Annotated in this window: 25 protein-coding genes and 1 pseudogene; 16 read left to right on the top strand and 10 right to left on the bottom strand. The window is 54.0% G+C overall.

The features are described from left to right. Nucleotides 1–111, top strand: a pseudogene (locus V8L71_RS13140) (IS630-like element ISHsp2 family transposase); the annotation flags it as partial. Here V8L71_RS13140 and V8L71_RS13145 read toward each other — a convergent pair. The 3 genes from V8L71_RS13145 to V8L71_RS13155 form a co-directional block, all read right to left on the bottom strand. After that, nucleotides 90–224 (bottom strand): hypothetical protein, encoded by a 135-nt coding sequence (locus V8L71_RS13145; protein WP_336274376.1) that lies wholly within the window; start codon nt 222–224, stop codon nt 90–92. The pseudogene V8L71_RS13140 and the gene V8L71_RS13145 sit on opposite strands and share 22 nt — an antisense overlap. A gap of 150 nt (nt 225–374) precedes the next feature. Beyond that, entirely contained in the window at nt 375–854 is a 480-nt protein-coding gene (locus tag V8L71_RS13150) for a hypothetical protein (protein WP_008959945.1), read from the bottom strand. Between the two features lie 13 nt (nt 855–867). After that, complete coding sequence (locus V8L71_RS13155) at nt 868–1,752, bottom strand: TatD family hydrolase (protein ID WP_431313180.1); 885 nt, start codon at nt 1,750–1,752, stop codon at nt 868–870. A 98-nt stretch (nt 1,753–1,850) separates the two neighbouring features. Between V8L71_RS13155 and V8L71_RS13160 the strand changes: the two genes are divergently transcribed. After that, complete coding sequence (locus V8L71_RS13160; protein ID WP_336274378.1) at nt 1,851–3,767, top strand: ATP-binding cassette domain-containing protein; 1,917 nt, start codon at nt 1,851–1,853, stop codon at nt 3,765–3,767. 61 nt (nt 3,768–3,828) lie between these two features. Here V8L71_RS13160 and V8L71_RS13165 read toward each other — a convergent pair whose 3' ends face one another. Beyond that, the gene (locus V8L71_RS13165; protein WP_008959936.1) at nt 3,829–4,281 is read right to left on the bottom strand and encodes a universal stress protein; all 453 of its coding nucleotides are present in this window, start codon (nt 4,279–4,281) and stop codon (nt 3,829–3,831) included. Between the two features lie 198 nt (nt 4,282–4,479). Between V8L71_RS13165 and V8L71_RS13170 the strand changes: the two genes are divergently transcribed. After that, nucleotides 4,480–5,049: a preprotein translocase subunit YajC gene (locus tag V8L71_RS13170; RefSeq protein WP_336274379.1), complete on the top strand. Its 570-nt coding sequence runs from the start codon at nt 4,480–4,482 to the stop codon at nt 5,047–5,049. On the opposite strand, the gene slyA is transcribed toward V8L71_RS13170, so the two are convergent. Both slyA and V8L71_RS13180 read right to left on the bottom strand, forming a co-directional pair. Next, complete coding sequence (slyA, locus tag V8L71_RS13175) at nt 5,028–5,480, bottom strand: transcriptional regulator SlyA (protein WP_008959934.1); 453 nt, start codon at nt 5,478–5,480, stop codon at nt 5,028–5,030. The two genes, V8L71_RS13170 and slyA, sit on opposite strands and share 22 nt — an antisense overlap. 76 nt (nt 5,481–5,556) lie before the next feature. Beyond that, nucleotides 5,557–6,711, bottom strand: a complete 1,155-nt coding sequence (locus V8L71_RS13180; protein WP_336274380.1) for a DUF5924 family protein — start codon at nt 6,709–6,711, stop codon at nt 5,557–5,559. A 255-nt stretch (nt 6,712–6,966) separates the two neighbouring features. Between V8L71_RS13180 and fadB the strand changes: the two genes are divergently transcribed. Beyond that, nucleotides 6,967–9,153 carry a fatty acid oxidation complex subunit alpha FadB gene (gene fadB / locus V8L71_RS13185; protein ID WP_336274449.1) on the top strand — a complete coding sequence of 729 codons (2,187 nt, stop codon included), beginning with the start codon at nt 6,967–6,969 and terminating at the stop codon, nt 9,151–9,153. Between the two features lie 23 nt (nt 9,154–9,176). Further along, complete coding sequence (gene fadA / locus V8L71_RS13190) at nt 9,177–10,355, top strand: acetyl-CoA C-acyltransferase FadA (RefSeq protein ID WP_008959931.1); 1,179 nt, start codon at nt 9,177–9,179, stop codon at nt 10,353–10,355. A 75-nt stretch (nt 10,356–10,430) separates the two neighbouring features. Here fadA and V8L71_RS13195 read toward each other — a convergent pair whose 3' ends face one another. Together V8L71_RS13195 and V8L71_RS13200 are read right to left on the bottom strand one after the other, a co-directional pair. Next, nucleotides 10,431–11,525, bottom strand: a complete 1,095-nt coding sequence (locus tag V8L71_RS13195; RefSeq protein ID WP_336274381.1) for a histone deacetylase family protein — start codon at nt 11,523–11,525, stop codon at nt 10,431–10,433. Between the two features lie 88 nt (nt 11,526–11,613). After that, nucleotides 11,614–12,102: a flavodoxin family protein gene (locus V8L71_RS13200; protein WP_336274382.1), complete on the bottom strand. Its 489-nt coding sequence runs from the start codon at nt 12,100–12,102 to the stop codon at nt 11,614–11,616. Between the two features lie 93 nt (nt 12,103–12,195). Between V8L71_RS13200 and V8L71_RS13205 the strand changes: the two genes are divergently transcribed. The 4 genes from V8L71_RS13205 to V8L71_RS13220 all read left to right on the top strand — a co-directional run bounded on the left by V8L71_RS13205 (nt 12,196) and on the right by V8L71_RS13220 (nt 14,159). Beyond that, complete coding sequence (locus tag V8L71_RS13205; RefSeq protein ID WP_176304596.1) at nt 12,196–12,570, top strand: thiol-disulfide oxidoreductase DCC family protein; 375 nt, start codon at nt 12,196–12,198, stop codon at nt 12,568–12,570. Nucleotides 12,571–12,593: 23 nt separating this feature from the next. Beyond that, nucleotides 12,594–13,151, top strand: coding sequence for a hypothetical protein (locus V8L71_RS13210; protein WP_176304597.1), 558 nt, complete (start codon nt 12,594–12,596; stop codon nt 13,149–13,151). An 89-nt stretch (nt 13,152–13,240) separates the two neighbouring features. Then, nucleotides 13,241–13,717 (top strand): YbhB/YbcL family Raf kinase inhibitor-like protein, encoded by a 477-nt coding sequence (locus tag V8L71_RS13215; protein WP_101145274.1) that lies wholly within the window; start codon nt 13,241–13,243, stop codon nt 13,715–13,717. A 103-nt stretch (nt 13,718–13,820) separates the two neighbouring features. Beyond that, a complete protein-coding gene (locus tag V8L71_RS13220; protein WP_336274383.1) occupies nt 13,821–14,159 on the top strand; it encodes a zinc ribbon domain-containing protein YjdM in 339 nt (112 codons plus the stop codon). A gap of 70 nt (nt 14,160–14,229) precedes the next feature. On the opposite strand, the gene V8L71_RS13225 is transcribed toward V8L71_RS13220, so the two are convergent. Continuing rightward, nucleotides 14,230–14,433 (bottom strand): putative motility protein, encoded by a 204-nt coding sequence (locus V8L71_RS13225; protein ID WP_336274384.1) that lies wholly within the window; start codon nt 14,431–14,433, stop codon nt 14,230–14,232. A 307-nt stretch (nt 14,434–14,740) separates the two neighbouring features. On the opposite strand from V8L71_RS13225, the gene V8L71_RS13230 reads away from it, so the two are divergent. The 7 genes from V8L71_RS13230 to V8L71_RS13260 all read left to right on the top strand — a co-directional run bounded on the left by V8L71_RS13230 (nt 14,741) and on the right by V8L71_RS13260 (nt 21,565). Next, nucleotides 14,741–15,205, top strand: coding sequence for an SUF system Fe-S cluster assembly regulator (locus tag V8L71_RS13230; RefSeq protein WP_008957030.1), 465 nt, complete (start codon nt 14,741–14,743; stop codon nt 15,203–15,205). Nucleotides 15,206–15,283: 78 nt separating this feature from the next. Beyond that, nucleotides 15,284–16,726: a Fe-S cluster assembly protein SufB gene (sufB, locus tag V8L71_RS13235; protein WP_176304600.1), complete on the top strand. Its 1,443-nt coding sequence runs from the start codon at nt 15,284–15,286 to the stop codon at nt 16,724–16,726. Nucleotides 16,727–16,797: 71 nt separating this feature from the next. Further along, a complete protein-coding gene (sufC, locus tag V8L71_RS13240; RefSeq protein WP_336274385.1) occupies nt 16,798–17,547 on the top strand; it encodes a Fe-S cluster assembly ATPase SufC in 750 nt (249 codons plus the stop codon). Then, complete coding sequence (sufD, locus tag V8L71_RS13245; protein WP_336274386.1) at nt 17,544–18,884, top strand: Fe-S cluster assembly protein SufD; 1,341 nt, start codon at nt 17,544–17,546, stop codon at nt 18,882–18,884. The genes sufC and sufD overlap by 4 nt, the downstream gene beginning before the upstream one ends. Nucleotides 18,885–18,939: 55 nt before the next feature. Next, nucleotides 18,940–20,205 carry an aminotransferase class V-fold PLP-dependent enzyme gene (locus tag V8L71_RS13250; protein ID WP_176304603.1) on the top strand — a complete coding sequence of 422 codons (1,266 nt, stop codon included), beginning with the start codon at nt 18,940–18,942 and terminating at the stop codon, nt 20,203–20,205. A 49-nt stretch (nt 20,206–20,254) separates the two neighbouring features. Next, the gene (gene sufT, locus V8L71_RS13255) at nt 20,255–20,824 is read left to right on the top strand and encodes a putative Fe-S cluster assembly protein SufT (protein ID WP_176304604.1); all 570 of its coding nucleotides are present in this window, start codon (nt 20,255–20,257) and stop codon (nt 20,822–20,824) included. Between the two features lie 18 nt (nt 20,825–20,842). After that, nucleotides 20,843–21,565, top strand: a complete 723-nt coding sequence (locus tag V8L71_RS13260) for a SanA/YdcF family protein (RefSeq protein ID WP_176304605.1) — start codon at nt 20,843–20,845, stop codon at nt 21,563–21,565. Here V8L71_RS13260 and V8L71_RS13265 read toward each other — a convergent pair. Then, the gene (locus tag V8L71_RS13265) at nt 21,562–22,008 is read right to left on the bottom strand and encodes a hypothetical protein (RefSeq protein ID WP_336274387.1); all 447 of its coding nucleotides are present in this window, start codon (nt 22,006–22,008) and stop codon (nt 21,562–21,564) included. The genes V8L71_RS13260 and V8L71_RS13265 overlap by 4 nt on opposite strands. Nucleotides 22,009–22,026 lie beyond the last annotated feature (18 nt).

The raw sequence follows: 22,026 nt of genomic DNA on the forward strand, positions 1-22,026 counted from the left end.
AAGTACACCTGGCTGCCCTTGAGTGCCTATCTCTCGTTTGAACGTCTACATGAAGAGGTACACCGCTTACTCGGTGGTTACGGAACTGATCACGCGATTAATTTTGAATAGGCACTTAGCACTAAGTAAAGGCGCTGAACGTCTTCAATGTTTTCGACCCGCGGTGTATTGACCTTGGGCCGATAGAAAAAATAGATATCTCCCTTTTCAACATAATCCTTCATCTGTCACCTCCTGTGTAGAAATGGCTATGTCGTTAAGATGGAGTCCTCAAAAGCGTGTCCTACAGCTACCTTTCTAAACAAAGCCTCATTATGGGTTAGCAGAGGATTTTCCTTCGTGCAAACGTATCCTAGGCTATTGGTAGCTAATGCCTAGTCCTCTTCAGTAAGGCGCTGGTGCATCGAGAGCATAACCTCAAGCTCATGTTCTGGACGCATCGGCTCTAAGCCCAGCTCGCTGAACGTTTCACGCCGCTGGCGATGCCATTCGCCAGGAGTGATTGAAGGGTAGAGCACCGATGCCGGGGCTAGCTCTACGAAAGGATCCAGCCCATAGGTATCAAACAGCCGTGCCAGTGCCGCTTCGTCGTCGCCGTTGTCGCTGGTATACAGCGTGGCGGAGAAGTGGTCGTTCTCAAGTTCGCGAATCACTTCCAGAGGACTAACCCCCAGGCTCTCCAGCTCTTCCATGCTGTAGGCGCCCAGGGCATTGGTGTCTTCCTTTATCCAGCTATCATCCGGCTGAATTAATGTTTGCTTCACTCGGCCATCGGGCAGCGACCAAGCAATGGCGAGCGGTAAGCCATCGTCTTCGCCCGTTTCAATGGCAATAAACCCAGGATAATCGGCCACGCTAGTACTCCTATTATGATTCTGCGGGAAGACGGAAAAAACGCTTGGCAGTTTGGGTGGTGGCGTTGCCTAGTTCAGTTTCGTTGATGCCGTGCCACTGAGCAATCTCGCGCACTATCCAAGGTAACAAAGCGGGTTCATGGCGGCGCCCTTTGAGTTTTGTAGGCAAGTTACGGGGTAACAAATAAGGGCAGTCGGTTTCAACCATTAAACGTTCAAGAGGAATATCACTCACCAATGATCGCAGGTGATGACCGCGCCGCTCATCGCAAATCCAGCCCGTTAACCCTATATGCAAGTCTAGGTCGAGATAACCAAATAGCGTATCGCGGTCAGCAGTGAAACAGTGAACCACCGCGTGGCTGATGTCGTCTCGCCACGTATGCAGAATTTCGCGCATCCGCTGGCCTGCATCGCGCTCGTGTAAAAACAGCGGCAACCCGCTTTCGACCGCGAGCGCCAGCTGCGCTTCAAACGCACGCTCCTGCTCCTGGGGCGTCGAGAAGTTGCGATTAAAATCCAGCCCACACTCGCCCACAGCCACTACTTCCGGTAAGGCATGCAGGGCCGCCATGGCGCGCTCAAGACCTGCATCCCACTGGCTGGCGTCATGAGGGTGTACACCCGCCGTGGCGTACAGGCAAGGATACTGTTTGGCCAACTCGACGGCTTGCTCGGCGTGGGCAAGATCGGTACCGGTAACGATCATGCTCGTTACCTGCGCTGCCAGGGCACGTTGTATAACCGCCTCAAGATCACGTCCAAAGCTTTCGTGGGTTAAGTTAGCGCCGATATCCACCAAAGGGGTACTAGGCCGAAACTGTAGTGCTTCGGGTAAAAAATCATCGGCATACGCAGTGGTCAAAGGTGTCTCCCATTCAATATGCAAAGGCACCATTGTAACGGTATGCGCGAGCATCGACTAATGCATCAACGTTCCCCTACCAGCGCGCTCATGCGTTACACTGTGCGCCTCACGATTAAGGAGGACACCGCGTGACCCTGTTACGACTCGAACAGCTGCAACTCGCCTACGGCACCCATGTACTACTCAATCGCGCCGACCTGACGGTTGAAAAAGGCGAGCGGCTGGCGCTGGTCGGGCGCAATGGCACCGGCAAGTCCACTCTGCTGAAGCTGGTAGCGGGGGATATCCTGCCCGACGATGGCTCCATCTGGCGCGCACCTGGTCTCAAGATTGGCGTGTTGGCTCAGGAGTTACCCGAGTCATCTGGCTTGACCATTTTCGATATGGTCGCCCAAGGGCTTCCAGAAGCCGGAGAGCTGCTCTCCGAGTACGACCATCTGATCAATGATCCCGACCCTGATATGGATCGCATGGCGACCCTGCAAACGCGCCTGGAAGCCATTGATGGCTGGTCGTATCACCAGCGTATCGATACGGTGCTCACGCGCTTAGGCTTGCCCCCTGAGGCTGAAATGAGCTCGCTCTCCGGTGGCTGGCGCCGCCGAGTAGCGCTGGCGCGCGCTCTGGTTGCTGAGCCCGACCTGCTGCTGCTTGATGAGCCTACCAACCATTTGGACTTAGACACCATTGCCTGGTTGGAAGAGCAACTGCTGGCCTTTAATGGCGCAGTACTGCTGATTACGCACGATAGGGCGTTTCTTTCCAAGCTAGCGACCAATATTCTGGAGCTGGACCGTGGCCAGCTAGGGCGCTACCCCGGCAAGTACGAAGAGTATCAGGCCCGTAAGCAGCATGAGCTTGAAGTGGAAGCACGGGAGAACGCTGAATTCGATAAAAAACTCGCTCAAGAGGAAGCCTGGATTCGTCAGGGCGTTAAAGCACGGCGTACCCGCAACGAAGGCCGGGTTCGTGCGCTGGAAGCGATGCGTAACGAACGCAGCCAGCGCCGTGAACGCCAGGGTAATGCCAACTTAACGGTGGATCGCGGCGAGCGCACCGGTAAGCGCGTTGTGGAGCTGCAAGGCGTCACCCAGCGCTTTGGCGATGACGTAATACTGCGTGATATTAACCTTGAAGTACTGCGCGGCGACCGTATCGGTTTCCTGGGGCGCAACGGCGCGGGCAAGACAACCCTATTGAAAATCCTGCTGGGCGAGCTGGAACCCACTGAAGGCAAGGTGCAGATGGGCACCAATCTAAAAGTGGCCTATTTCGATCAGCTGCGTGCCGGGCTGGAGCTTGATAAAACCGTGTATGACAACGTTGCTCAGGGCAGTGATCGCGTCAGCGTGGGCGGTAAAGATCGCCATGTGATGAGTTACCTGCAGGACTTTCTGTTCACACCTGAGCGGGTACGCCAACCGGTGAAAGCGCTCTCTGGTGGTGAGTCCAACCGCCTGCTGCTTGCCAAGTTGTTTACTCAGCCAGCTAACGTGCTGGTACTCGATGAGCCGACCAACGACCTCGACATGGAAACTTTGGAGTTGCTTGAAGAGCTGCTTCTCGATTTCGATGGCACGCTACTGCTGGTTTCCCACGACCGTACCTTTATGGATAACGTGGTAACCAGCATGCTCGCCTTTGAAGGCGATGGCGTGGTGCGTGAATACGTGGGCGGCTATACCGATTGGATTCGCCAGGGCGGCAAGTTACCTCCAGCGCCTTGGGAAGGGGCGGCGCGTCAGCGTACTGAACCCACCTCAGAAACGCCTAAAAAGGTGGCCGAAGCTCCTGCTGCCCCGGCTAAGAAAAGCGTTAAGCTCTCCTACAGCTTGCAGCGTGAGTTAGATGCGCTGCCCGCTGAAATAGAACGCCTTGAGAGTGAAGTAGAGGCGCTAGAGAGCGAGATCGGTGACCCAGCGTTTTATCAGCAAGAAGCAGAAGCCGTTACGGCTAAACTTCAGTCCCTTGAGAAAGTGCAGAAAGCGCTAGAAGTAGCCATGGAGCGTTGGATGGAGCTGGAAGCGATGGCCGCTGGGGAATAGATGTAGCAACGATAAAAGGCGCCGAACGGGCGCCTTTTTCGTAGCGATATAAAGCAAGGGTTTACTCGTCGCTTTTCTCACCTTTCTTGCCCACGCGTACCGCAAGAACATCGCACTGAGCACCGTGCAGCACGCCAGTAGAGGTTGAGCCTAGCAGTAACGCAAAACCATGACGACCGTGGGAGCCCACTACGATCAAGTCCACATCATGCTCTTCGGCAAACCGGTGGATTTCGGTATCTGGCATACCCACGACGACATGCTGATCAGCCTCGGCAATATGCGGCGCGGCAATTTCGGCTAAACGTTTTTTGGCATGTTCATCCAACTGGTCTTGGATGCTGGTCAAGTCCATCGGAATATCGCCACCATAGGCAAACCCAAGCGGTTCCAGGGTATGCATAATGGAAATTTTGGCTTGATCGTTACGTGCTGCGATCGCGACGGCACGTTCCAGAATTTTGTGGGAATCTTTGGTTAAGTCAACGGCAACTAAAATGTGGTGATAGCTCATGGCATATCTCCTTAGCGTGGATAACACTAGTTCACAAAGAATAATGGAGCTCTTTGTTCAATAACCGTTACTTTAGATGGCGTGCCTTATTTTAACAATGACCCGTGTTTTAACCATGACTTGAGTCAAAACAACGACCTGAGTCATGGTATTTAGAATAGTGTATACAGTGTGGCTCATGTGGAGGGAAATGTAGAGATGGATTGGTTAATTATAGTCTTTATTCTGATGTTGGTGATTGCCCCGGTCATGTGGTTAAAGCCCAGCCCACGCCAAAAACGCCAAGAGGCATTGCGTTCGCAAATCTCAAAGCAGGGCGTCACTATCAAACTGGAAAAGCCGCCGCTGCACCATTTTAGAGGCACAATGCCTGCCTACCGGTGGCATTATCCGCAGTCAGCACCTGGGCCGGATTTCCTCTTAGTCAGAGACAGCAATGCCAGCGACGCTTTAGCACCGTATTATGCGGGCTGGCGTTGGCGAATAGCCCCTTTGCGGCCGCTTCCGGATAATGCCGAGATACCTTTAAAAGCACTGCTTGAGCGATTGCCACAAGACGCGCTGGTGGTCCAGTCGACTCCTTACACGCTGACATTATGGTGGTGGGAGTCGCAAACCGCTGAACGATTCGCGACTTATTTACCTGAATTTAAGCAACTGCTTGATGCGCTGCAGGGCCATGCCGACCGGCCTAACGGTCAGCCGCTCAAAGGGGCAGGGGAGGCTGAGCCAGCCTCAATGAACGATCACGAGGCTGGGCCGTCTTGATCCCGTGCCTGAATTGCTAGCCCATTGGCTTCAATCACCGCCAGCCATTCGTTGAGCTGTTCAAGGTTCTCCTCGCTCAAGCCTGCAAACATCTCCTTGCGCGCCTGCTGGGCAACGGTATCAATTTTTTCCAACAAAGGCATCGCGGCCGGCGTCAGATAGATACGTTTGCTGCGGCGGTCATTGTCACAGGCACGGCGTTCTACCAAACCTTGCTCTTCAAGCTGGCCGAGAGTGCGCACCAAGGAGGGTGCCTCAACACCAATGGCGCGGGCAAGATCGCACTGCGGGTGCCCTTCGCCCAGACGCCACAAGTGATAGAGCGTGACCCAACGCGTTTGCGTTAAGCCTAAGGGGGCAAGTCGTCGATCTAGAATTGAACGCCATAGATGCGGCAAGCGTGCGATACGAAAACCAATCGTTGAAGCCATAAGCAACTAACTACCAATAAGTGTGAGTAAGCGAATTGTCATAAGCTGCGCCACTGAATGCAAGGCGATTGACAATTCAGTCATCCGGTTGCGCCTCTGCATCATTAGTACGGCCCGGTACAAAGCGCCGTAAGTTCAATCCGCTTAAGCCACTGGCGTGTATTTCTCCATCGGCTAGCGAAGCCTGCTGGCTATCCTCTGCCACCTCAAAGCGTATTAATCCTAAGCGTTGCCCAGTGCTTGTCATAATGTCGATGCGCCACTGCCCGGTTGGATCTTCTGGAAAGTTTTGTTTGTGACTCCATGCGCGGTATCCCTGCTCGCGTCCGCCGTTGATGTTCAATTCCACTACGTCCATTGGCTCACCATTATGATGCCAAGCGTGGGTAATGGTTTCACTCAGTCCACGCGGTGCTCTGATAGCGGTATACACATAGAGCCCATTATCGCTAATGGCCTGGGGAGTCAGCGTCATTGAGCCTTGGGGTAAGCGCTGCTCGACGTCAAACCCAGGAGAGAGAGCACTGCTGGTCATCCATAGGCTGGCAGGGGGTACCCAAATGCGCCCTAGCCAAGCGCCGTACGCTAACACCAACGTTAAGCCAAAAAAGGCGCACCAGCGCTTGAAAGAACTTTGCTTTAGTAGATGCCAAAAGCTAGGGAGGGCGACCACGACCGTGATCCCGAGCGCTAAGAGTAAACTTTGCCCGGTGGTGAGGTGTACCATGATCGGTAACGTCACGAGCAATACGAGAAACACGCACATGGCGTGGAATAAGAAGTAAAGGCTACGCCATCGTTCGGAAATTTTAAAATAGATGGGATCGATGATAGATAGTAGCGCCATCACGCCCACAAGCAGTGCAAACAGCGTCTGGCCACTATTCCATACGGTAGTAACTAAAATAAACGGCAGCGTGAAAAAAAGCGTTTCCTGGTGAATCATCTGGGCAATAAACGTCGTTACGCCTCTTGGTGGCGTTGGGTGGCCACGACGTTTTAGCCAGCGGCTGATTAAACCTTCGGAAAGCAGTAGCGTCCAGGCGAACAAAAGCCCTAGCGCGAGGGCAGCCCCCAGCCACTGTTGGCGATCGACCAGAAAGAAGCTGCCTAACCCGGCAGTAAATGCCATGGGCGGCCATAGCCAGCTCCATGGCTTTAGTCGCTCGACAATGCTTTCTATATGCCGCTGAACGGTGGCAATGCGGGATGGCGTGAGCAGTGCGCCCATAGACAGTTAACCTGCAAAATAATTGGAAGCGTGATCCTAGCAGCATGAACGCCCGCAGGGGAGTGCTGGTCTCAGTAGATGGATAAATTAGCCAAAAGTCAGGGCTTGACGAACACAGGCAACTCAACCAAGCTAAAGCAATCAAACGGCCGTATGAAATCGTTTGGGTTGTATTGACCGTATATTTCTATTGGCCGAATAAAAGTGTGGCGGGTTCCTTTTATGGAACCAACCCGAATTGTGGAGAGAGCGCGGATGATCTACCAAGGCAACGCCATCACGGTGACACGTCGTGACACCCCGAGTGGCAATGACATCGCTATGCTCACTTTTGATCTGAAAGGTGAGTCCGTCAACAAACTATCCAGCGCAGTGGTGGCAGAGCTGGGTGAAGCCGTCAAAGCAATCCAAGCTGAAAATAGTTTAAAAGGCTTATTGATTGCCAGTGGTAAAGACGTGTTTATCGTCGGCGCCGATATCACCGAGTTTCATACGCTGTTCGATAAGGGCGAAGAGTACCTTGTTGAGATGAATCTCAAGGTACACGATATTTTCAACGCCATCGAAGACCTGCCTTTCCCCACCGTTACCGCGATTAATGGGTTGGCCCTAGGGGGCGGCTGTGAAGTATTGCTAACCACCGATTTTCGCGTGATGAGCGAGAAAGCCAAGATTGGCTTGCCGGAAACCAAACTCGGCATTCTGCCCGGTTGGGGCGGTTGTGTGCGCCTCCCACGTATTATCGGCGCTGATAACGCTATCGAATGGATTGCTGGTGGCACGGAAAACCGCGCTGATGCTGCTCTGAAGATGAGCGCTGTGGATGCCGTGGTCAGCGCCGAGCAGTTGGAAGATGCCGCGCTGGATATCCTTGATCGCGCCAATGCCGGTGAGCTGGATTATCAGGCGCGTCGTGCTGAAAAGACCAGCCCGCTGAAGCTCAACCCGATTGAGCAGATGATGGCCTTTGAAACCGCCAAAGGGTATGTCGCTGGCAAGGCTGGGCCGCACTATCCCGCGCCGGTTGAAGCGATCAAAGTGATACAGAAAGGCGCTGGTGAAGAGCGCGGCCGTGCTCAGGCAATTGAAGCCAAGGCTTTCGCCAAACTGGCGCTAAGCAGCGTAGCGTTCAACCTGGTCGGCCTGTTTCTTAATGACCAAGTGGTTAAAAAGAAAGCCAGCAATTACGAAAAGCAGGCTCAGCCGGTGAAGCAAACGGCGGTGCTCGGTGCTGGTATTATGGGTGGCGGTATCGCGTATCAGAGTGCCTCTAAAGGCACGCCGATCCTGATGAAAGACATCAAGGATGACGCGATAGAGTTAGGTCTGAAAGAAGCCCGTAAACTGTTTGCCAAGCAGGTAGAGCGTAAGAAGCTGACTACCGAGCAAATGGCTGAAAAGCTCACCAACATCCGCCCGACGCTCTCTTACGGTGATTTTGGTAACGTTGACCTTGTTGTCGAAGCCGTTGTTGAGAATCCCAAGGTCAAAGACGCCGTCCTTACCGAAGTGGAAGGCGTGGTGGGCGAGAACACTATTCTCACCTCCAATACCTCAACCATCTCGATCAACCGTTTGGCGCAAAACCTAAAGCGGCCGGAAAACTTTTGCGGTATGCACTTCTTTAACCCTGTGCACCGCATGCCGCTGGTGGAAGTTATCCGTGGTGAGAAAACCTCGGACGCCGCCGTTGCTGCCACCGTGGCCTACGCTCGCGCCATGGGCAAAACGCCGATTGTAGTTAACGACTGCCCCGGCTTCTTGGTCAACCGTGTGCTGTTCCCCTACTTTGGTGGCTTTAGCTTCCTGGTTGAGCAGGGCGCTGACTTCCAGCGCGTTGATAAAGTGATGGAGAAGTTTGGCTGGCCGATGGGGCCTGCCTACTTGCTTGACGTGGTCGGCCTGGATACCGCCGTACACGCTAATGAAGTCATGGCCGAAGGCTTCCCTGATCGTATGGCGCGCGAGGGCAAAACCGCTATCCAGGTCATGTACGACAATGACCGCTTGGGCCAGAAGAACGACAAGGGTTTTTACGCCTACGAAGAGGACAAGAAGGGTAAGCCGAAGAAAGTGACCGACGAAGCGGCTTACGCCTTGGTCAAAGAGGTGGTGAAGGAGCACAAAGAGTTTTCCGACGAAGACATCATCGCTCGCATGATGGTGCCGCTCTGCTTGGAAACCGTACGCTGTTTGGAAGATGGCATTGTCGCGACGCCGGCTGAAGCCGATATGGCGCTGATCTATGGCATCGGCTTCCCGCCATTCCGCGGTGGCGCTCTGCGCTACATCGATGCGATGGGCGTGGCTGAGTTTGTGAAACTTGCGGAAAGGCTAGCCGAAGAGCTGGGGCCGCTATACGCGCCCACCGATAAGCTGCGTCAGATGGCTCAAAATGGCGAGTTATTCTATTCCGGCGATAAGTCTGACAACCAAGCCTAACCACCACGCATAGGAGATAAGAGATGAGTTTGAGTCCGAGAGATATTGTGGTGGTTGACGGTGTCCGTACCGCCATGGCGAAAGCCAAGAATGGTGCTTTTCGTAACGTTCGCGCTGAGAACCTCTCCGCTGCGGCCATGCAGGCACTATTTACGCGTAACCCAAACCTAGACCCGTCGGAAGTTGATGACGTGATCTGGGGCTGTGTGAATCAGACGCTTGAGCAATCAATGAATATTGCTCGCAACGCGGCGATTATGACCGGTATTCCCCGTTCGGTACCTGCGCAAACGGTCAACCGTTTGTGCGGCTCTTCGATGACGGCGTTGCATATCGCGGCGGCCAATATCAAAGCGGGCATGGGTGATTTCTTTATCATCGGTGGCGTGGAGCATATGGAGCACGTACCCATGGCTCACGGCGTTGACGTCAACCCTGCAGCCAGCAAATACGCGGCCAAAGCGGCGATGATGATGGGCTTGACCGCTGAACTGTTGGGCAAAATGCACGGCGTTTCCCGAGAAGAGCAGGACAAGTTTGGCGTGCGTTCCCACCAGCGGGCTCAAGCGGCGATGGAGAAGGGCTACTTCGATAATGAAATTATCGGTGTTGAAGGCCACGATCAGCGCGGCTTCAGGGTGATGGTTCAGCGCGATGAGGTTATTCGCCCCGACTCTACTCTGGAGTCTATGGCGAGCCTCAAGCCGGTATTTGATCCGCGCAACGGTACCGTGACTGCGGGTACGTCCTCGGCGCTTTCTGTTGGCGCCTCGGCAATGGCAGTGATGAGCTACGAGCGCGCTCAAGCACTGGGCTTAGAGCCCATCGCGAGAGTGCTTTCGACCGGCGTGGCAGGTTGCGATGCCTCCATCATGGGCTATGGTCCAGTACCTGCGTCCAAGAAAGCGCTTAAAGCCGCTGGCCTGTCAGCCGCGGATATTCAAACCGTTGAGCTCAACGAAGCTTTCGCCGCTCAGGGTATCCCAGTGTTGAAAGATTTAGGCTTCCTGGATGCGCTTGACGATAAGGTTAATCTCAACGGTGGTGCCATTGCCCTTGGGCACCCGCTGGGCTGCTCGGGCTCGCGTATCTGCACCACGCTGTTGAACGTTATGCAGCAGCGCGATACCACCCTGGGCTTGGCGACCATGTGTATCGGCATGGGGCAGGGCGTTGCAACGGTGTTTGAACGACTGAAATAACCATAGCGCTTAGGTACTTAAACGGCATCCTTCGAGGTGCCGTTTTTATTTATCAGGTTTTTGTTCAGAAAAGCACTATTCAGGTTCAGATTGAAAAGCCGTGCGGTGAAAATCCGCTGCGGCTTGTACTTCCGCAATACCGCAGGTATCGGGTACCGGTACTGTGTTGCCCGCCAGAACCGCGAGCACCGCCCTTGTACCGTTGGCCAGTGACTCAAGGTTGTAGCCGCCCTCTAATACGAATACCAATCGGCCCTCGCAGTGCTGTTCTGCCAGCTGTTGCATAAAGCCGGTTAGCGCGCCAAATCCTTCGTAGGAGACGTTGAGCGCCAAGTCATGCCAGTGGGGGTCAAAGCCTGCTGAGACTAAAATGATATCAGGTTTAAACCAGGCAGCTGCTGGCGCCAGGATGTCGCGAAAGGCTTTCAAATACGCTTCATCACCGGCGCCAGCAGGTAGTGGTACGTTGATGGTGGTGCCTTCCCCCAAACCGGCGCCTACTTCTTCCAGGTGGCCAGAGCCGGGGTAGAAGGGGGCGGCGCGGTGAATATCAAAAAACATCACGTCGGGCTCTGCCCAGAAAATATCCTGAGTACCGTTGCCGTGGTGGGCGTCCCAATCAACAATGAGCACTCTTTCGCAACCTAGCGCGCTGCGGGCATGGGCTGCCGCCACAGCTACATTGTTAAACAAGCAAAAGCCGCGGGCGCGAACGGGTTCTGCGTGGTGCCCTGGCGGGCGCACAAGAGCAAAGGCGCTTTTAGCGCGTTTTTCCATCACTGCTTCCACTGCGGCAATAGCCGTTCCAGCGGCGACTTTAGCGGCATCAACGCTACCCGGTGAAACCGCGGTGGTGTCCATATCCAGCCAGGCATTTTTGCCGCGCAGGCTGAAAATGTCGCTTAGATAGGAAGTGGTATGCACACGCGCTAACTGCTCATGGGTAGCCGCTTGACCCCCTTCAATTTTTAAACCTTCAATGGGGGCTCTCTCAAGCAGCTGTTGAATAGCGGTTAATCGCCCAGGGTGCTCAGGATATTTCCAAGGCATAGGTAAGCCAGCAAGCAGATGGCGAATACGCTTATCGATTCGCTGAGGTAGAAAATCGGCATCAATGTTGGGTTCGTGAGCGAGTACGCGATCATCATAAAAGGCAATGACGTTGTGCATAATGGCTACCTAAGAATCGTGCGTTGATTACTCTCAATCGCACTGAATGCACGAAGTGCTTACCTGCAGTAAGGCAGGCTGCGCGTGGTTATACAATGCCGCTTTCAACACTAAACGCTAAGGTCATGCTCATTTCTTCTACTTGATCTGCAAACGTTGGCTGCCATTCACCGCGTAAAATGAGGGGTGCCTGCACCCAGCGCCAGCGTAAGCCAGTCACGATGCTTTCCACTGCGCGCTGAGTGCCCGTGCCGTCATGGCCTGCGCGGATATAGAGCGCACAGGGCAATCCTTGCTTTTTTTCTAGAACAGAATAGTAGGTGCGGTCAAAGAAATCTTTTAGCGCGCCACTCATATAGCCCAGATTCTCCGTGGTACCGAGCAAGATGGCATCGCAGGCTAGTACATCCTCTGGGCCTGCCTCTAAAGGCGCTTTCACTACACACTGCACCTGCTCAAGATCAGGATGACTAGCGCCCCGCGCGGCCGCTTCGCGCAGAAGGCGGGTATTCGCCGACGGGGCATGAGCAATCACTAACAGTTGTTTACTCAATTCATTACTAAGCTCAGCATTCATAGCAAAGACCTAATTGAAACGTGGGGCAGCAAGGGGTTGCGCCATATATTGAAAATGCCACACTGCTTAAGAGTCTTAAAGTTGAGAAGCAATATGTCCAGTAAGACATTGATCAATGTCTATTACGATGCCCAGTGCCCTCTTTGTCGACAAGAGCGTCGGCGCTATGAGCGCTGGTCGGGTCGCCATGCAAAAGATATCGGTTGGCTTGACGTAAGCGAAAATGAGCAAGCTCTATGTGCAAAGGGTGTTGACCCTGCAGTAGCGCTACGCTCTCTGCATGTCGAAACCGAGCAAGGTCAATTAATAGAAGGTATTGACGCCTACCGTTTGTTGATGAAGCGTGTTCCGTTACTGGTCCCGGTCGCTTGGCTGATTGGCTTGCCTGGGATTAAACCAGCACTGCGAACCCTTTATGATGTGTGGGTAAAGCGTCGCCTACAGAAACAGGGCCGGTGGCCTCTCTAATGTCTAGCAAAGGAAGCCTGACAATGCAGCGAAGTGCGCTATATCTAAGGGTGGTAGGGGTAGGTGTAAGCTTATTGCTCGCGGGCTGTGCCGGTGGACAGCATCCTTCGCCCACCCCTAGCCAGACAGCGGCTGATGCACCGTTAGCCAGCCCGCAACCCGCGCCTGCCGCCACGACAGCGCCGGAGGCCGCCACGGCGAGTGACTGGGTGCCGCCGCTATTTATCAGTCCCGAAGAGGAAGCGTCCTACTATGTTAGCCGTTTGGCAGATCGGCGTTTTGTGACCAGCTACGGTGATCGTGACAACCGTCGTCCCTGGTACATTGCCGCTGAGCAATTAGGCGAAATAGGGCTTCCTGCTGTTCCACTGCTGTTTGCTCGGTTGAACACCAGCGATGCGTATGAACAAATGCTGGTTCTCTACGCGCTTCAGCTAGCCACTCAAGATCCTCAGCTAATGGTTCGAACAGGTGGCGATTACGTTCAGTTAGGGGTAGTACTTGACCCCACACATAATGCTGAGAATGTGGCGTCTGCTCAGCAGTGGTGGCAACAACACGCTGAGCAGGTGACCCGCTGATTAATAGCCTTCACACTCAGCAGCGGCTCATCAGATAAATCAAGGCATCAGATAAACCAAGGCCCATCAGATAGACCGAGGAGAAAAACATGGCATTTGCACTTTCATCAATGCAGGTTACCAGCCCAGCGTTTGCTGATCATCAAGCGATTCCTTCCAAGCACACTGGTGAGGGGGAAAATGTTTCGCCTGCCCTAGCTTGGAAAGATGCCCCTGAGGGAACCCAGGGTTTCGCTGTTATCTGTCACGATCCAGATGCTCCTTTGGTCAAGGATGGCAGCTACGGCTTTGTACATTGGGTGCTCTATAACTTGCCCGCTGATACCCATGAGTTAACTGAAAAGAGTGTTGTGGGCACTGCTGGCGCCAATGATAAAGGCGAAGTTGGTTACTTTGGTCCGATGCCCCCTGAAGGGCATGGTAAACATCTTTACTATTTCTGGGTGTTAGCACTAGACCATCAAACGTCGTTGCCTGAAGGGCTGACGCTTGCCGAGCTTCTCAAAGAAATAGAGCCTAATCTGCTAGGCATGAATCGTTTGGTAGGCACGTATCAGCGTGATTGATCGCATCTGCAAAAGTAGACAAGCGGAATAATCCGTGTAGGCTCCACCGCTTTCTTAGGCCTTGAATCAGCCTTTTCTATTAGCCTAGCGATGGAGCCATCCCATGAGTGATCTGCCTAACTGTCCTGCCTGCGCTTCCGAATTTAGCTACGATGATGGGCTTCAATACGTCTGCCCAGAGTGTGGCCACGAGTGGTCAAAGGTAGCAGAGGAGAGCACTGAAGAAGCTTCAGGCGTGCGCGATGCTAACGGCAACATGTTGGTCGACGGCGATAGTGTCACGGTGATCAAGGATTTAAAGGTTAAAGGCAGTTCACTGGTGGTTAAAGTGGGCACCAAAGTGAAAAGCATCCGCTTGGTAGAGGGCGATCACGATATCGACTGTAAAATTGACGGCATTGGCCCGATGAAACTTAAATCTGAATTTGTTAAGAAAGCCTAGCGTTAAACCAGACAGTCAAAAAAATAGCCTCCTGCATGCAGGGGGCTATTGATTTATCAGTCGTCTATTTTTACGCAGTGGTATTAATTTGCGTACCGACGCTTCCACTTGTGGCCAGTTGTGGCACTTGCGCAACGCTGTCCATCAGCGCAGTAATATGGGCTGCTTGCCCGTCTAACGCCTCTTTAAAAACGTTAAACTGGGCCTGCTGGACGACTTGCACCTGCTGCATCGCCATTGAGGCGCTGACCATATTGTTGACTGCTGAATCCATCTTTTAATCCTCGAATAGCAAGCCGCCATCCAGAGCGATGGCACTCAATACTCAATCGAAATTACCAGACGCTGTTCATACATGCAAAGCGATAGCCAGCAGCAGTATAAAGCTAATAGCTTTTTTAAATGATAATGATTGTTGTTTTTGATGCGATTAGCGTCGATCGTGCTGTTATTTTGCTCAAATTGCCAACCATTTAACTCAAGGGCTTCACATCAAATTTATACAGGACTAAAATGGTACTCAATTGATGCAGCCAACCAGTTGATTGACTGCGTACCAAGCACATAAAAGGGGAGTCGACATGCTCAAGCTTTCTCGGCTGACAGACTATGCCGCTGTAGTGATGGCACAAATTGCCCGTCACTCCCAAGCATCACATGCAGCGGCCGACTTGGCTGAGGCTGTGCAGCTGCCACACCCCACAGTAAGTAAAACACTTAAAATGTTGGCACGTGCGGGACTGTTGGTTTCCCAGCGTGGTGCGCAAGGCGGTTATCGCTTGGCGCGGCCAGCATCACAGATTACGGCAGCTGACATTATTGCGGCGATTGAAGGCCCTGTTGCCATGACCGAGTGTAGCCAAGCGGAAGGCGATTGCGAGCTTGTGGCTACCTGTGGTGTGGCTGACAACTGGCAGCGGGTTTCATTGGCGATGCGAACGCTGCTTGAAAGCGTGACCTTAGCGCATTTAGCCGATACAGCACCCATAAAATTGCCGGTGCAACTGCCTATTCAAACGATCAGCCTGTCGGCGGCGTCGGCCTAAGCGCGGCGCAAGCACAGCAGGCCTACTTTATTATTAAAGGCGATCATCTCGCCACCCAACTGCCCGGAGGGTATCACCATGGCAAGCGAAGAAATGGAACAGTTGGTTCGTCGCGAATACAAAGACGGCTTCGTAACCGATATTGAAAGCGACACCCTGCCACCTGGCCTGGATGAAAACACCATCGCCTTTATTTCCAAGAAAAAGGGCGAACCCGAGTGGATGCTGGAGTGGCGCTTGGATGCCTATCGTCAGTGGTTGAAGATGGAAGCGCCATCCTGGGCGCATCTCGATTACCCACCGATCGATTACCAGTCGATCTCCTATTTCAGTGCGCCCAAGCGCCCGGAAGACCGCCCCCAGAGCCTGGATGAAGTCGATCCCAAGCTGCTGGAGACCTACGAGAAGCTGGGTATTCCGCTGCATGAACGCGCCGCGCTGGCTGGCGTTGCCGTTGATGCAGTATTTGACTCCGTGTCGGTAGCCACCACTTTCAAAAAGCAGCTTGGTGAAGCAGGGGTTATCTTCTGCTCTATCTCCGAGGCTATCCGCGACTATCCGGAACTGATCAAGCAGTATCTGGGCACCGTGGTGCCGGTGGCGGATAACTACTTCGCGGCGCTCAACTCAGCGGTCTTCACCGACGGCTCTTTCGTATTCGTGCCGGAAGGCGTGACTTGCCCGATGGAGCTGTCTACCTACTTCCGCATTAACGCGGCCAATACCGGCCAGTTTGAGCGCACGCTGATTATTTGCGAAAGCCGCGCCCAGGTTTCCTACCTGGAAGGCTGTACCGCGCCGATGCGTGACGAAAACCAGCTGCACGCTGCAGTCGTTGAGCTGGTCGCTCTGGACGATGCCTACATCAAGTACTCCACCGTGCAGAACTGGTATCCCGGTGATGAGAATGGCAAGGGCGGTATTTACAACTTCGTTACTAAGCGTGGCGACTGCCGTGGCGACCGTTCACGGATTAGCTGGACTCAAGTTGAAACTGGCTCGGCGATTACCTGGAAATACCCTTCCTGCGTACTGCGCGGCAAGGACAGTATTGGTGAGTTCTACTCCGTTGCGGTCACGAACGGACGCCAGCAGGCCGACACCGGCACCAAGATGATTCACATTGGCGAAGGCACCCGTTCCTATATCGTGGCTAAAGGTATCTCTGCCGGTCGCAGCGATCAGTCCTATCGCGGCTTGGTGAAAATCGGCCCGCGTGCCAAAGGAGCTCGTAACTTTACCCAGTGCGATTCGCTGTTGATTGGCGATAAGTGCGGTGCGCATACCTTCCCTTATCAGGAAATTGGCAACAGCACGGCGACTATCGAACACGAAGCGACCACGTCCAAAATCGGTGAAGATCAGCTGTTTTACTGTCAGAGCCGCGGTATCTCGGAAGAAGACGCGGTCAGCATGATTGTGAATGGCTTCTGTAAAGACGTCTTCCAAGAGCTGCCGATGGAGTTTGCCGTAGAAGCCGAAGCGCTGCTCAACGTCACCCTGGAAGGCGCGGTAGGTTAATCCCTAGCCCTTCAGTCACTCATTTTATTAGTGTCGCCGTAGCGACTCGCCAGAATTAGAAGGTAATCAACATGTTGCAAGTAAATGATTTACACGTCACCGTCGAAGGCAATGAAATCCTGAAAGGCCTCACCCTGACTATCAACGCGGGTGAAGTGCACGCCATCATGGGACCGAACGGCGCAGGTAAATCGACGCTATCGGCGGTTATCGCTGGTAAAGATGGCTACGAAGTCACCCAGGGCACTATTACCTTTGAAGGCAAAGACGTGCTCGAAATGGAAATTGAAGAACGCGCCCAGGCGGGCCTGCTGCTGGGTTTCCAGTATCCGGTAGAGATCCCCGGGGTTAAAAACATCTACCTACTGAAGTCGGCGCTTAATGCCCAGCGCGTAGCGCGTGGCGAAGGCGAAATGCCAGCGCCGGAGTTTATGAAGCTGGTGAAAGAGAAGCTTGGTTACATGAAAATGGACGCCAGCTTCCTACAGCGCGCTGTTAACGAAGGTTTCTCTGGCGGTGAGAAAAAGCGTAACGAGATCCTGCAAATGCTGGTGCTTCAGCCGAAGCTTGCTATGCTCGACGAGATCGACTCCGGCCTGGATATCGACGCCATGAAAGTGGTCGCCGATGGTGTCAACAGCCTGCGCGCTGAAGACCGCGCCATTCTGCTGGTGACTCACTACCAGCGCCTGCTGGATTACATCGTGCCTGATCAGGTTCACGTCCTGGTCGATGGTCGTATCGTTAAGACCGGTGACGCTGAACTAGCTAAGCAGTTGGAAGCCAATGGGTACGAAGGTATCGAGGAGTCTGTGGCATGAGCGATACGCAAACCTTTTTAGATACACTCAAAGCGCGCAGCCCGCACTATCAGGCGGAGCCCACGTGGATTGCTGCACGTCGTCAGGCGGGTGCAGCCCGCTTTGAAGCGCTGGGTTTTCCGACTCGGCGTGATGAAGAGTGGAAATACACCGACGTGCGCTCAATTGCTCAAGGCAACTTTGCGCTCGCCGACAACGCCGAGTTCTCTCAGGCCAGTGCCGCGGCGCTGACGCTGCCCATCGATGCTTACCGCCTGACCTTCGTGGATGGTGTTTTCTCGTCGGCGCTCTCGGATGTGGACTCGTTGCCGTCAAGCGTCCAGGTGTTACCGCTTTCCAAGGCGCTGGCGGAGAACCACGAAGCAGTTGGTGGCCCGCTGGGTCGCTTAACCGGGGTGGATTTCTCACCGTTTGCGGCGCTGAATACGGCATTTATGGAAGAGGGCGCTGTGGTGCGCATTGCACCGGGAACGGTCGTTGAGAAACCTATCCTGCTGCAGTTTCTGTCCCGCGCTGGCCAGCCGGTGATGTGTCACCCGCGCGTACTGGTGGAAGCAGGTAGCCGCAGCGAAGCCACGTTGATTGAACACTACACCGGCGAAAGCGAAGCGACCAACTTCACCAACGTCGTGGGTGAACTGATGCTTGATCGTGGGGCGATCCTTGCTCACTACAAGCTACAAGAAGCACCATTGGGTGATATGCATGTGGCGAGCATTCATGTCGAGCAGGGCCGCGATACACGCTATACCTCGTACAACCTGAGCCTGGGCGGCGCACTAGTGCGTAACGACTTGATCAGTGATTTGAACGGCCAGGGCGCGGAAACCAACTTCCTGGGCCTGTTCTTTGGTCAAGGTCGCCAGCACGTCGATAACCACACCAAGGTCAACCACAATGCGCCGCTGACGTTCTCTAATGAGAACTACAAAGGCATTCTGGATGACCGCGCTCACGGCGTGTTTAACGGCAAGGTCTACGTCAAGCGCGACAGCCAGAAAATTGAAGGGTTTCAGAGCAATCAAAACCTGCTGCTTTCGGATCGTGCTCACATCGATGCCAAGCCTGAGCTTGAAATCTACGCCGATGATGTTAAGTGTTCACACGGCACCACTACCGGCCAGCTGGACGAAGAGGCGGTCTATGCCCTGCGCACGCGCGGTATCGATGAAGCCACCGCACGAGGCCTGCTAACCCTCGCCTTTGCGGGAGAGGTGTTGGATAAAGTTAGCCTGGATGCGATTGCCGAGCGCGTTGAACTCGCGGTTGCGGGTAAGTTGCCGGAGCGCTTTAATCTTGCTGGGCTTGTTGAAGCGGCAGCCGCACTTAACGACTAGTTCTTTAAGACCCGCTTTTAAAGACTAGCCTCAAGGGCTCAACGAGGAGTGATTGATGCCAAATACCGTTATTGAGCAGGCGCCCGCGCAAGTGCAAGCACCCTTTGATGTCGCCCGTCTGCGTCAGGATTTTCCGGTGCTTGCCCGTGAAGTGCACGGCAAGCCGCTAATCTATTTAGACAACGCGGCGACTAGCCAGACGCCTCAACAGGTGATTGACGTCTTCAGCGATTATTACTCACGCTATAACGCCAATATTCACCGTGGGCTGCATACCCTTGCCGATGAGGCAACGGCGGCGTTTGAAGGCACGCGTCACAAGGTGCGGGCGTTTCTCAACGCGGAAGATGCGCGTCAGATCATCTTTACCCGCGGTACCACGGAAGCCATCAACTTGGTCGTTCAGAGCTGGGGGCGTAAAAACCTAGCACCTGGCGATGAAGTGCTGATCTCAATGTTGGAGCACCACTCCAATATTGTGCCCTGGCAACTGTTGGCCGCCGAGATCGGGTTTACCATTAAAGTGATTCCCGTTGAGGCCAATGGCGCATTGGATATGGCTGCTTATCGCGCACTGCTGAGTGAGAGTACAAAGCTGGTAGCGGTCAATCATGTCTCTAATGCGCTAGGGACCATTAACCCTGTGCAGGAAATGGCGGCACTTGCTCACCAGCACGGCGCCTTGATTCTGATTGATGGTGCCCAAGCTGCCCCTCATCAGGTAGTCGATGTGCAGGCGATTGATGCTGACTTTTACGCCTTCTCGGGCCACAAAGTGTATGGGCCAACCGGCGTAGGCGTGCTGTATGGCAAGCAGGCTTTGCTGGAGGCGATGCCGCCTTGGCAGGGCGGCGGTGAGATGATTAAAACCGTCTCTTTCGGTGCAGGCACCACCTTCGCCGATTTTCCGCACAAGTTTGAAGCCGGAACGCCCGCCATTGCGGAAGTCATTGCGCTGGGGCGTGCACTTGAGTGGGTAGAAAGCGTTGGTGTTGCTGCTATCGGCGAGTGGGAAGGGCAGTTGCTTGACCGCGCGACGCAAGCGGCTGGACGAATCGATGGGCTGCGTATCTTAGGCACCGCACCGCAAAAAGCAGGCGTGTTGTCGTTTGTGGTGGAAGGGGCGCATTCGCAAGACATCGGCTTATTGATAGATCAACTCGGCGTGGCTATTCGCACCGGCCACCACTGCGCGCAGCCCTTGCTGCATCATTTCGGAGTCGATGCGACGTGCCGTGCTTCATTTGCTGCGTATAATACGTTCGAAGAAGTGGATAGCTTTATTGAAGCACTCAATCGTGTCATTGGTATGGTGCGTTAAGGTCGGTTCTTTAAGGCCAGCTCTTTGAAGAACGTTTTTAAGGACAGATATGGATCTTGAGCAAGTAGCCAGTCTCGAACGGGGTCAACAGTTGCCGCTCCAGCGCGATGTGGAGGCTATTGCCATTCCGTTTGGTAGTACGGAAACGCTCGTCGAAGATAGCGTAGTCAGCGTCATGCAGGCTAAAGGTAGCTCGGTGAGCGTCGGTTTTGAGGGGCGCCTGTACTTGATTGAGGGGAGCAACCTTGATGCGCTGGGGCTTGAGTCGTTGCCCCGCCCCACACTACCTGAAACTGCCAGTGAAGAGGAAATCGAGCAGTTTGTGTGGGATCAGTTACGCACCTGCTTCGATCCAGAGATCCCCGTCAATATTGTTGATTTGGGCCTAGTTTACGGCTGCCGCATTGAGCGCCTGATCAGCGGCGAGCGCATTGCGACTATTCGTATGACGCTAACCGCCCCGGGATGCGGTATGGGCGATGTTATTGCAGCGGATGCGCGCAATAAGATTCTTGGTGCACCGCAGATCAGCAAAGTACACACCGAGATAGTCTTCAGTCCCCCCTGGAGCCGTGACATGATGAGTGACGAGGCCAAGCTTGAACTCGGCATGTTCTAACCCCAGCTGGGGAACTGGATGCATAACCTCTTGTTGAAATGGTTAAAGCGCTTACTAATGTCGCTAGGAGCACTGTCGCTGCTGGCGACATTGCTGTTTATAGGTGGCAATTTTTGGGTGCTCGCGACGACAGCTGCTTATATCGAACGTCAACCGCAGCAGTGCCGTCCCGCGAGTGTGGGAGTCGTCTTCGGTACTTCTCACTGGACGCGCAGCGGTGTTCGGAATCCGCACTTTCATGCGCGAATGCGTACTGCGGCCACCTTGATTGAACAGTCCCAGGTCGAGCATCTGTTGCTGTCTGGAGATAATCGTACCCAAGCGTATAACGAGCCACGAGCGATGTGGCGCGAGCTTTATCGGCGCGGCGTTGCATCAGAGCAATTGACCATGGATTTTGCGGGCTTTAGCACTTATGACACCCTTGCGCGGGCACGGGATGTGTTTCAGTTGGATAAAGCGCTACTGATTACCCAGAGCTGGCACCTTCCCCGCGCGGTGTACATTGGACGTGCGTTGGGGATGGATGTTACTGGCTGCGTGGCGGATGATGCCACGGTGGGAGTCGAGTGGCGGTTAAAACTGCGCGAGTGGGCAGCGCGTGTGGCTACCCTGGGCGATCTGTATCTATGGGGCAGGGAGCCCTATTTCCTCGGCACTCCAGAGCCCATAGAGTTTAAGAAGCGTGCGCCCATCGAGCTAATTCTGCCGTCACTAAACGAACGCTTTTCGGCACCCTAGCGATGCGTTTTGCGCTTTTGCAGCGCATAGAGCTCGCGAATCAGTTTACGGCACCCCCGCATGCATTCCTCTACCACCGGTTCGATGGGATCAGGTAGCGGATGGGTAAAGAGCGAAGAGAGCGCCTGCATCAATACACGCTCTTGCTCTAATAACTCATTGATCAATACTTGGCTATCGTTACCTACGAAGCTTTTTAGACGGCTCCAAAGCCATAAAAAGTCATCGCGTTCAACGTCTGCATCCCGAGGCAGCATTTTCAAATGCGCACGGGCAAGCTCCTGCAATTTACGCATCTGTTTAAGCCGCTCAGTATAATGCGGCTTTAAAGCGTCGCGCAGTGAGGGGCGCAGGCGTTCGATATTGTCTTGGAAATAATCAATGCTATCGGCCAGCGCTTCCAATACGCTGTCCATCGCCACTTGGCGATTATCGAGAAACATGAGCGTCTACCTCCTTCG

Origin of the sequence: Vreelandella indica (assembly GCF_037070225.1) — a bacterium.
In the GTDB taxonomy this organism is placed as follows: Bacteria; Pseudomonadota; Gammaproteobacteria; order Pseudomonadales; family Halomonadaceae; genus Vreelandella; species Vreelandella arctica.

Coding starts and splice junctions, on each gene's coding strand:
- V8L71_RS13145 (WP_336274376.1), bottom strand. CDS start 224: ATGAAGGATTATGTTGAAAAGGGAGATATCTATTTTTTCTATCGGCCC.
- V8L71_RS13155 (WP_431313180.1), bottom strand. CDS start 1,752: ATGGTGCCTTTGCATATTGAATGGGAGACACCTTTGACCACTGCGTAT.
- V8L71_RS13165 (WP_008959936.1), bottom strand. CDS start 4,281: ATGAGCTATCACCACATTTTAGTTGCCGTTGACTTAACCAAAGATTCC.
- V8L71_RS13170 (WP_336274379.1), top strand. CDS start 4,480: ATGGATTGGTTAATTATAGTCTTTATTCTGATGTTGGTGATTGCCCCG.
- slyA (WP_008959934.1), bottom strand. CDS start 5,480: ATGGCTTCAACGATTGGTTTTCGTATCGCACGCTTGCCGCATCTATGG.
- V8L71_RS13180 (WP_336274380.1), bottom strand. CDS start 6,711: ATGGGCGCACTGCTCACGCCATCCCGCATTGCCACCGTTCAGCGGCAT.
- fadB (WP_336274449.1), top strand. CDS start 6,967: ATGATCTACCAAGGCAACGCCATCACGGTGACACGTCGTGACACCCCG.
- fadA (WP_008959931.1), top strand. CDS start 9,177: ATGAGTTTGAGTCCGAGAGATATTGTGGTGGTTGACGGTGTCCGTACC.
- V8L71_RS13195 (WP_336274381.1), bottom strand. CDS start 11,525: ATGCACAACGTCATTGCCTTTTATGATGATCGCGTACTCGCTCACGAA.
- V8L71_RS13200 (WP_336274382.1), bottom strand. CDS start 12,102: ATGAATGCTGAGCTTAGTAATGAATTGAGTAAACAACTGTTAGTGATT.
- V8L71_RS13205 (WP_176304596.1), top strand. CDS start 12,196: ATGTCCAGTAAGACATTGATCAATGTCTATTACGATGCCCAGTGCCCT.
- V8L71_RS13210 (WP_176304597.1), top strand. CDS start 12,594: ATGCAGCGAAGTGCGCTATATCTAAGGGTGGTAGGGGTAGGTGTAAGC.
- V8L71_RS13215 (WP_101145274.1), top strand. CDS start 13,241: ATGGCATTTGCACTTTCATCAATGCAGGTTACCAGCCCAGCGTTTGCT.
- V8L71_RS13220 (WP_336274383.1), top strand. CDS start 13,821: ATGAGTGATCTGCCTAACTGTCCTGCCTGCGCTTCCGAATTTAGCTAC.
- V8L71_RS13225 (WP_336274384.1), bottom strand. CDS start 14,433: ATGGATTCAGCAGTCAACAATATGGTCAGCGCCTCAATGGCGATGCAG.
- V8L71_RS13230 (WP_008957030.1), top strand. CDS start 14,741: ATGCTCAAGCTTTCTCGGCTGACAGACTATGCCGCTGTAGTGATGGCA.
- sufB (WP_176304600.1), top strand. CDS start 15,284: ATGGCAAGCGAAGAAATGGAACAGTTGGTTCGTCGCGAATACAAAGAC.
- sufC (WP_336274385.1), top strand. CDS start 16,798: ATGTTGCAAGTAAATGATTTACACGTCACCGTCGAAGGCAATGAAATC.
- sufD (WP_336274386.1), top strand. CDS start 17,544: ATGAGCGATACGCAAACCTTTTTAGATACACTCAAAGCGCGCAGCCCG.
- V8L71_RS13250 (WP_176304603.1), top strand. CDS start 18,940: ATGCCAAATACCGTTATTGAGCAGGCGCCCGCGCAAGTGCAAGCACCC.
- sufT (WP_176304604.1), top strand. CDS start 20,255: ATGGATCTTGAGCAAGTAGCCAGTCTCGAACGGGGTCAACAGTTGCCG.
- V8L71_RS13260 (WP_176304605.1), top strand. CDS start 20,843: ATGCATAACCTCTTGTTGAAATGGTTAAAGCGCTTACTAATGTCGCTA.
- V8L71_RS13265 (WP_336274387.1), bottom strand. CDS start 22,008: ATGTTTCTCGATAATCGCCAAGTGGCGATGGACAGCGTATTGGAAGCG.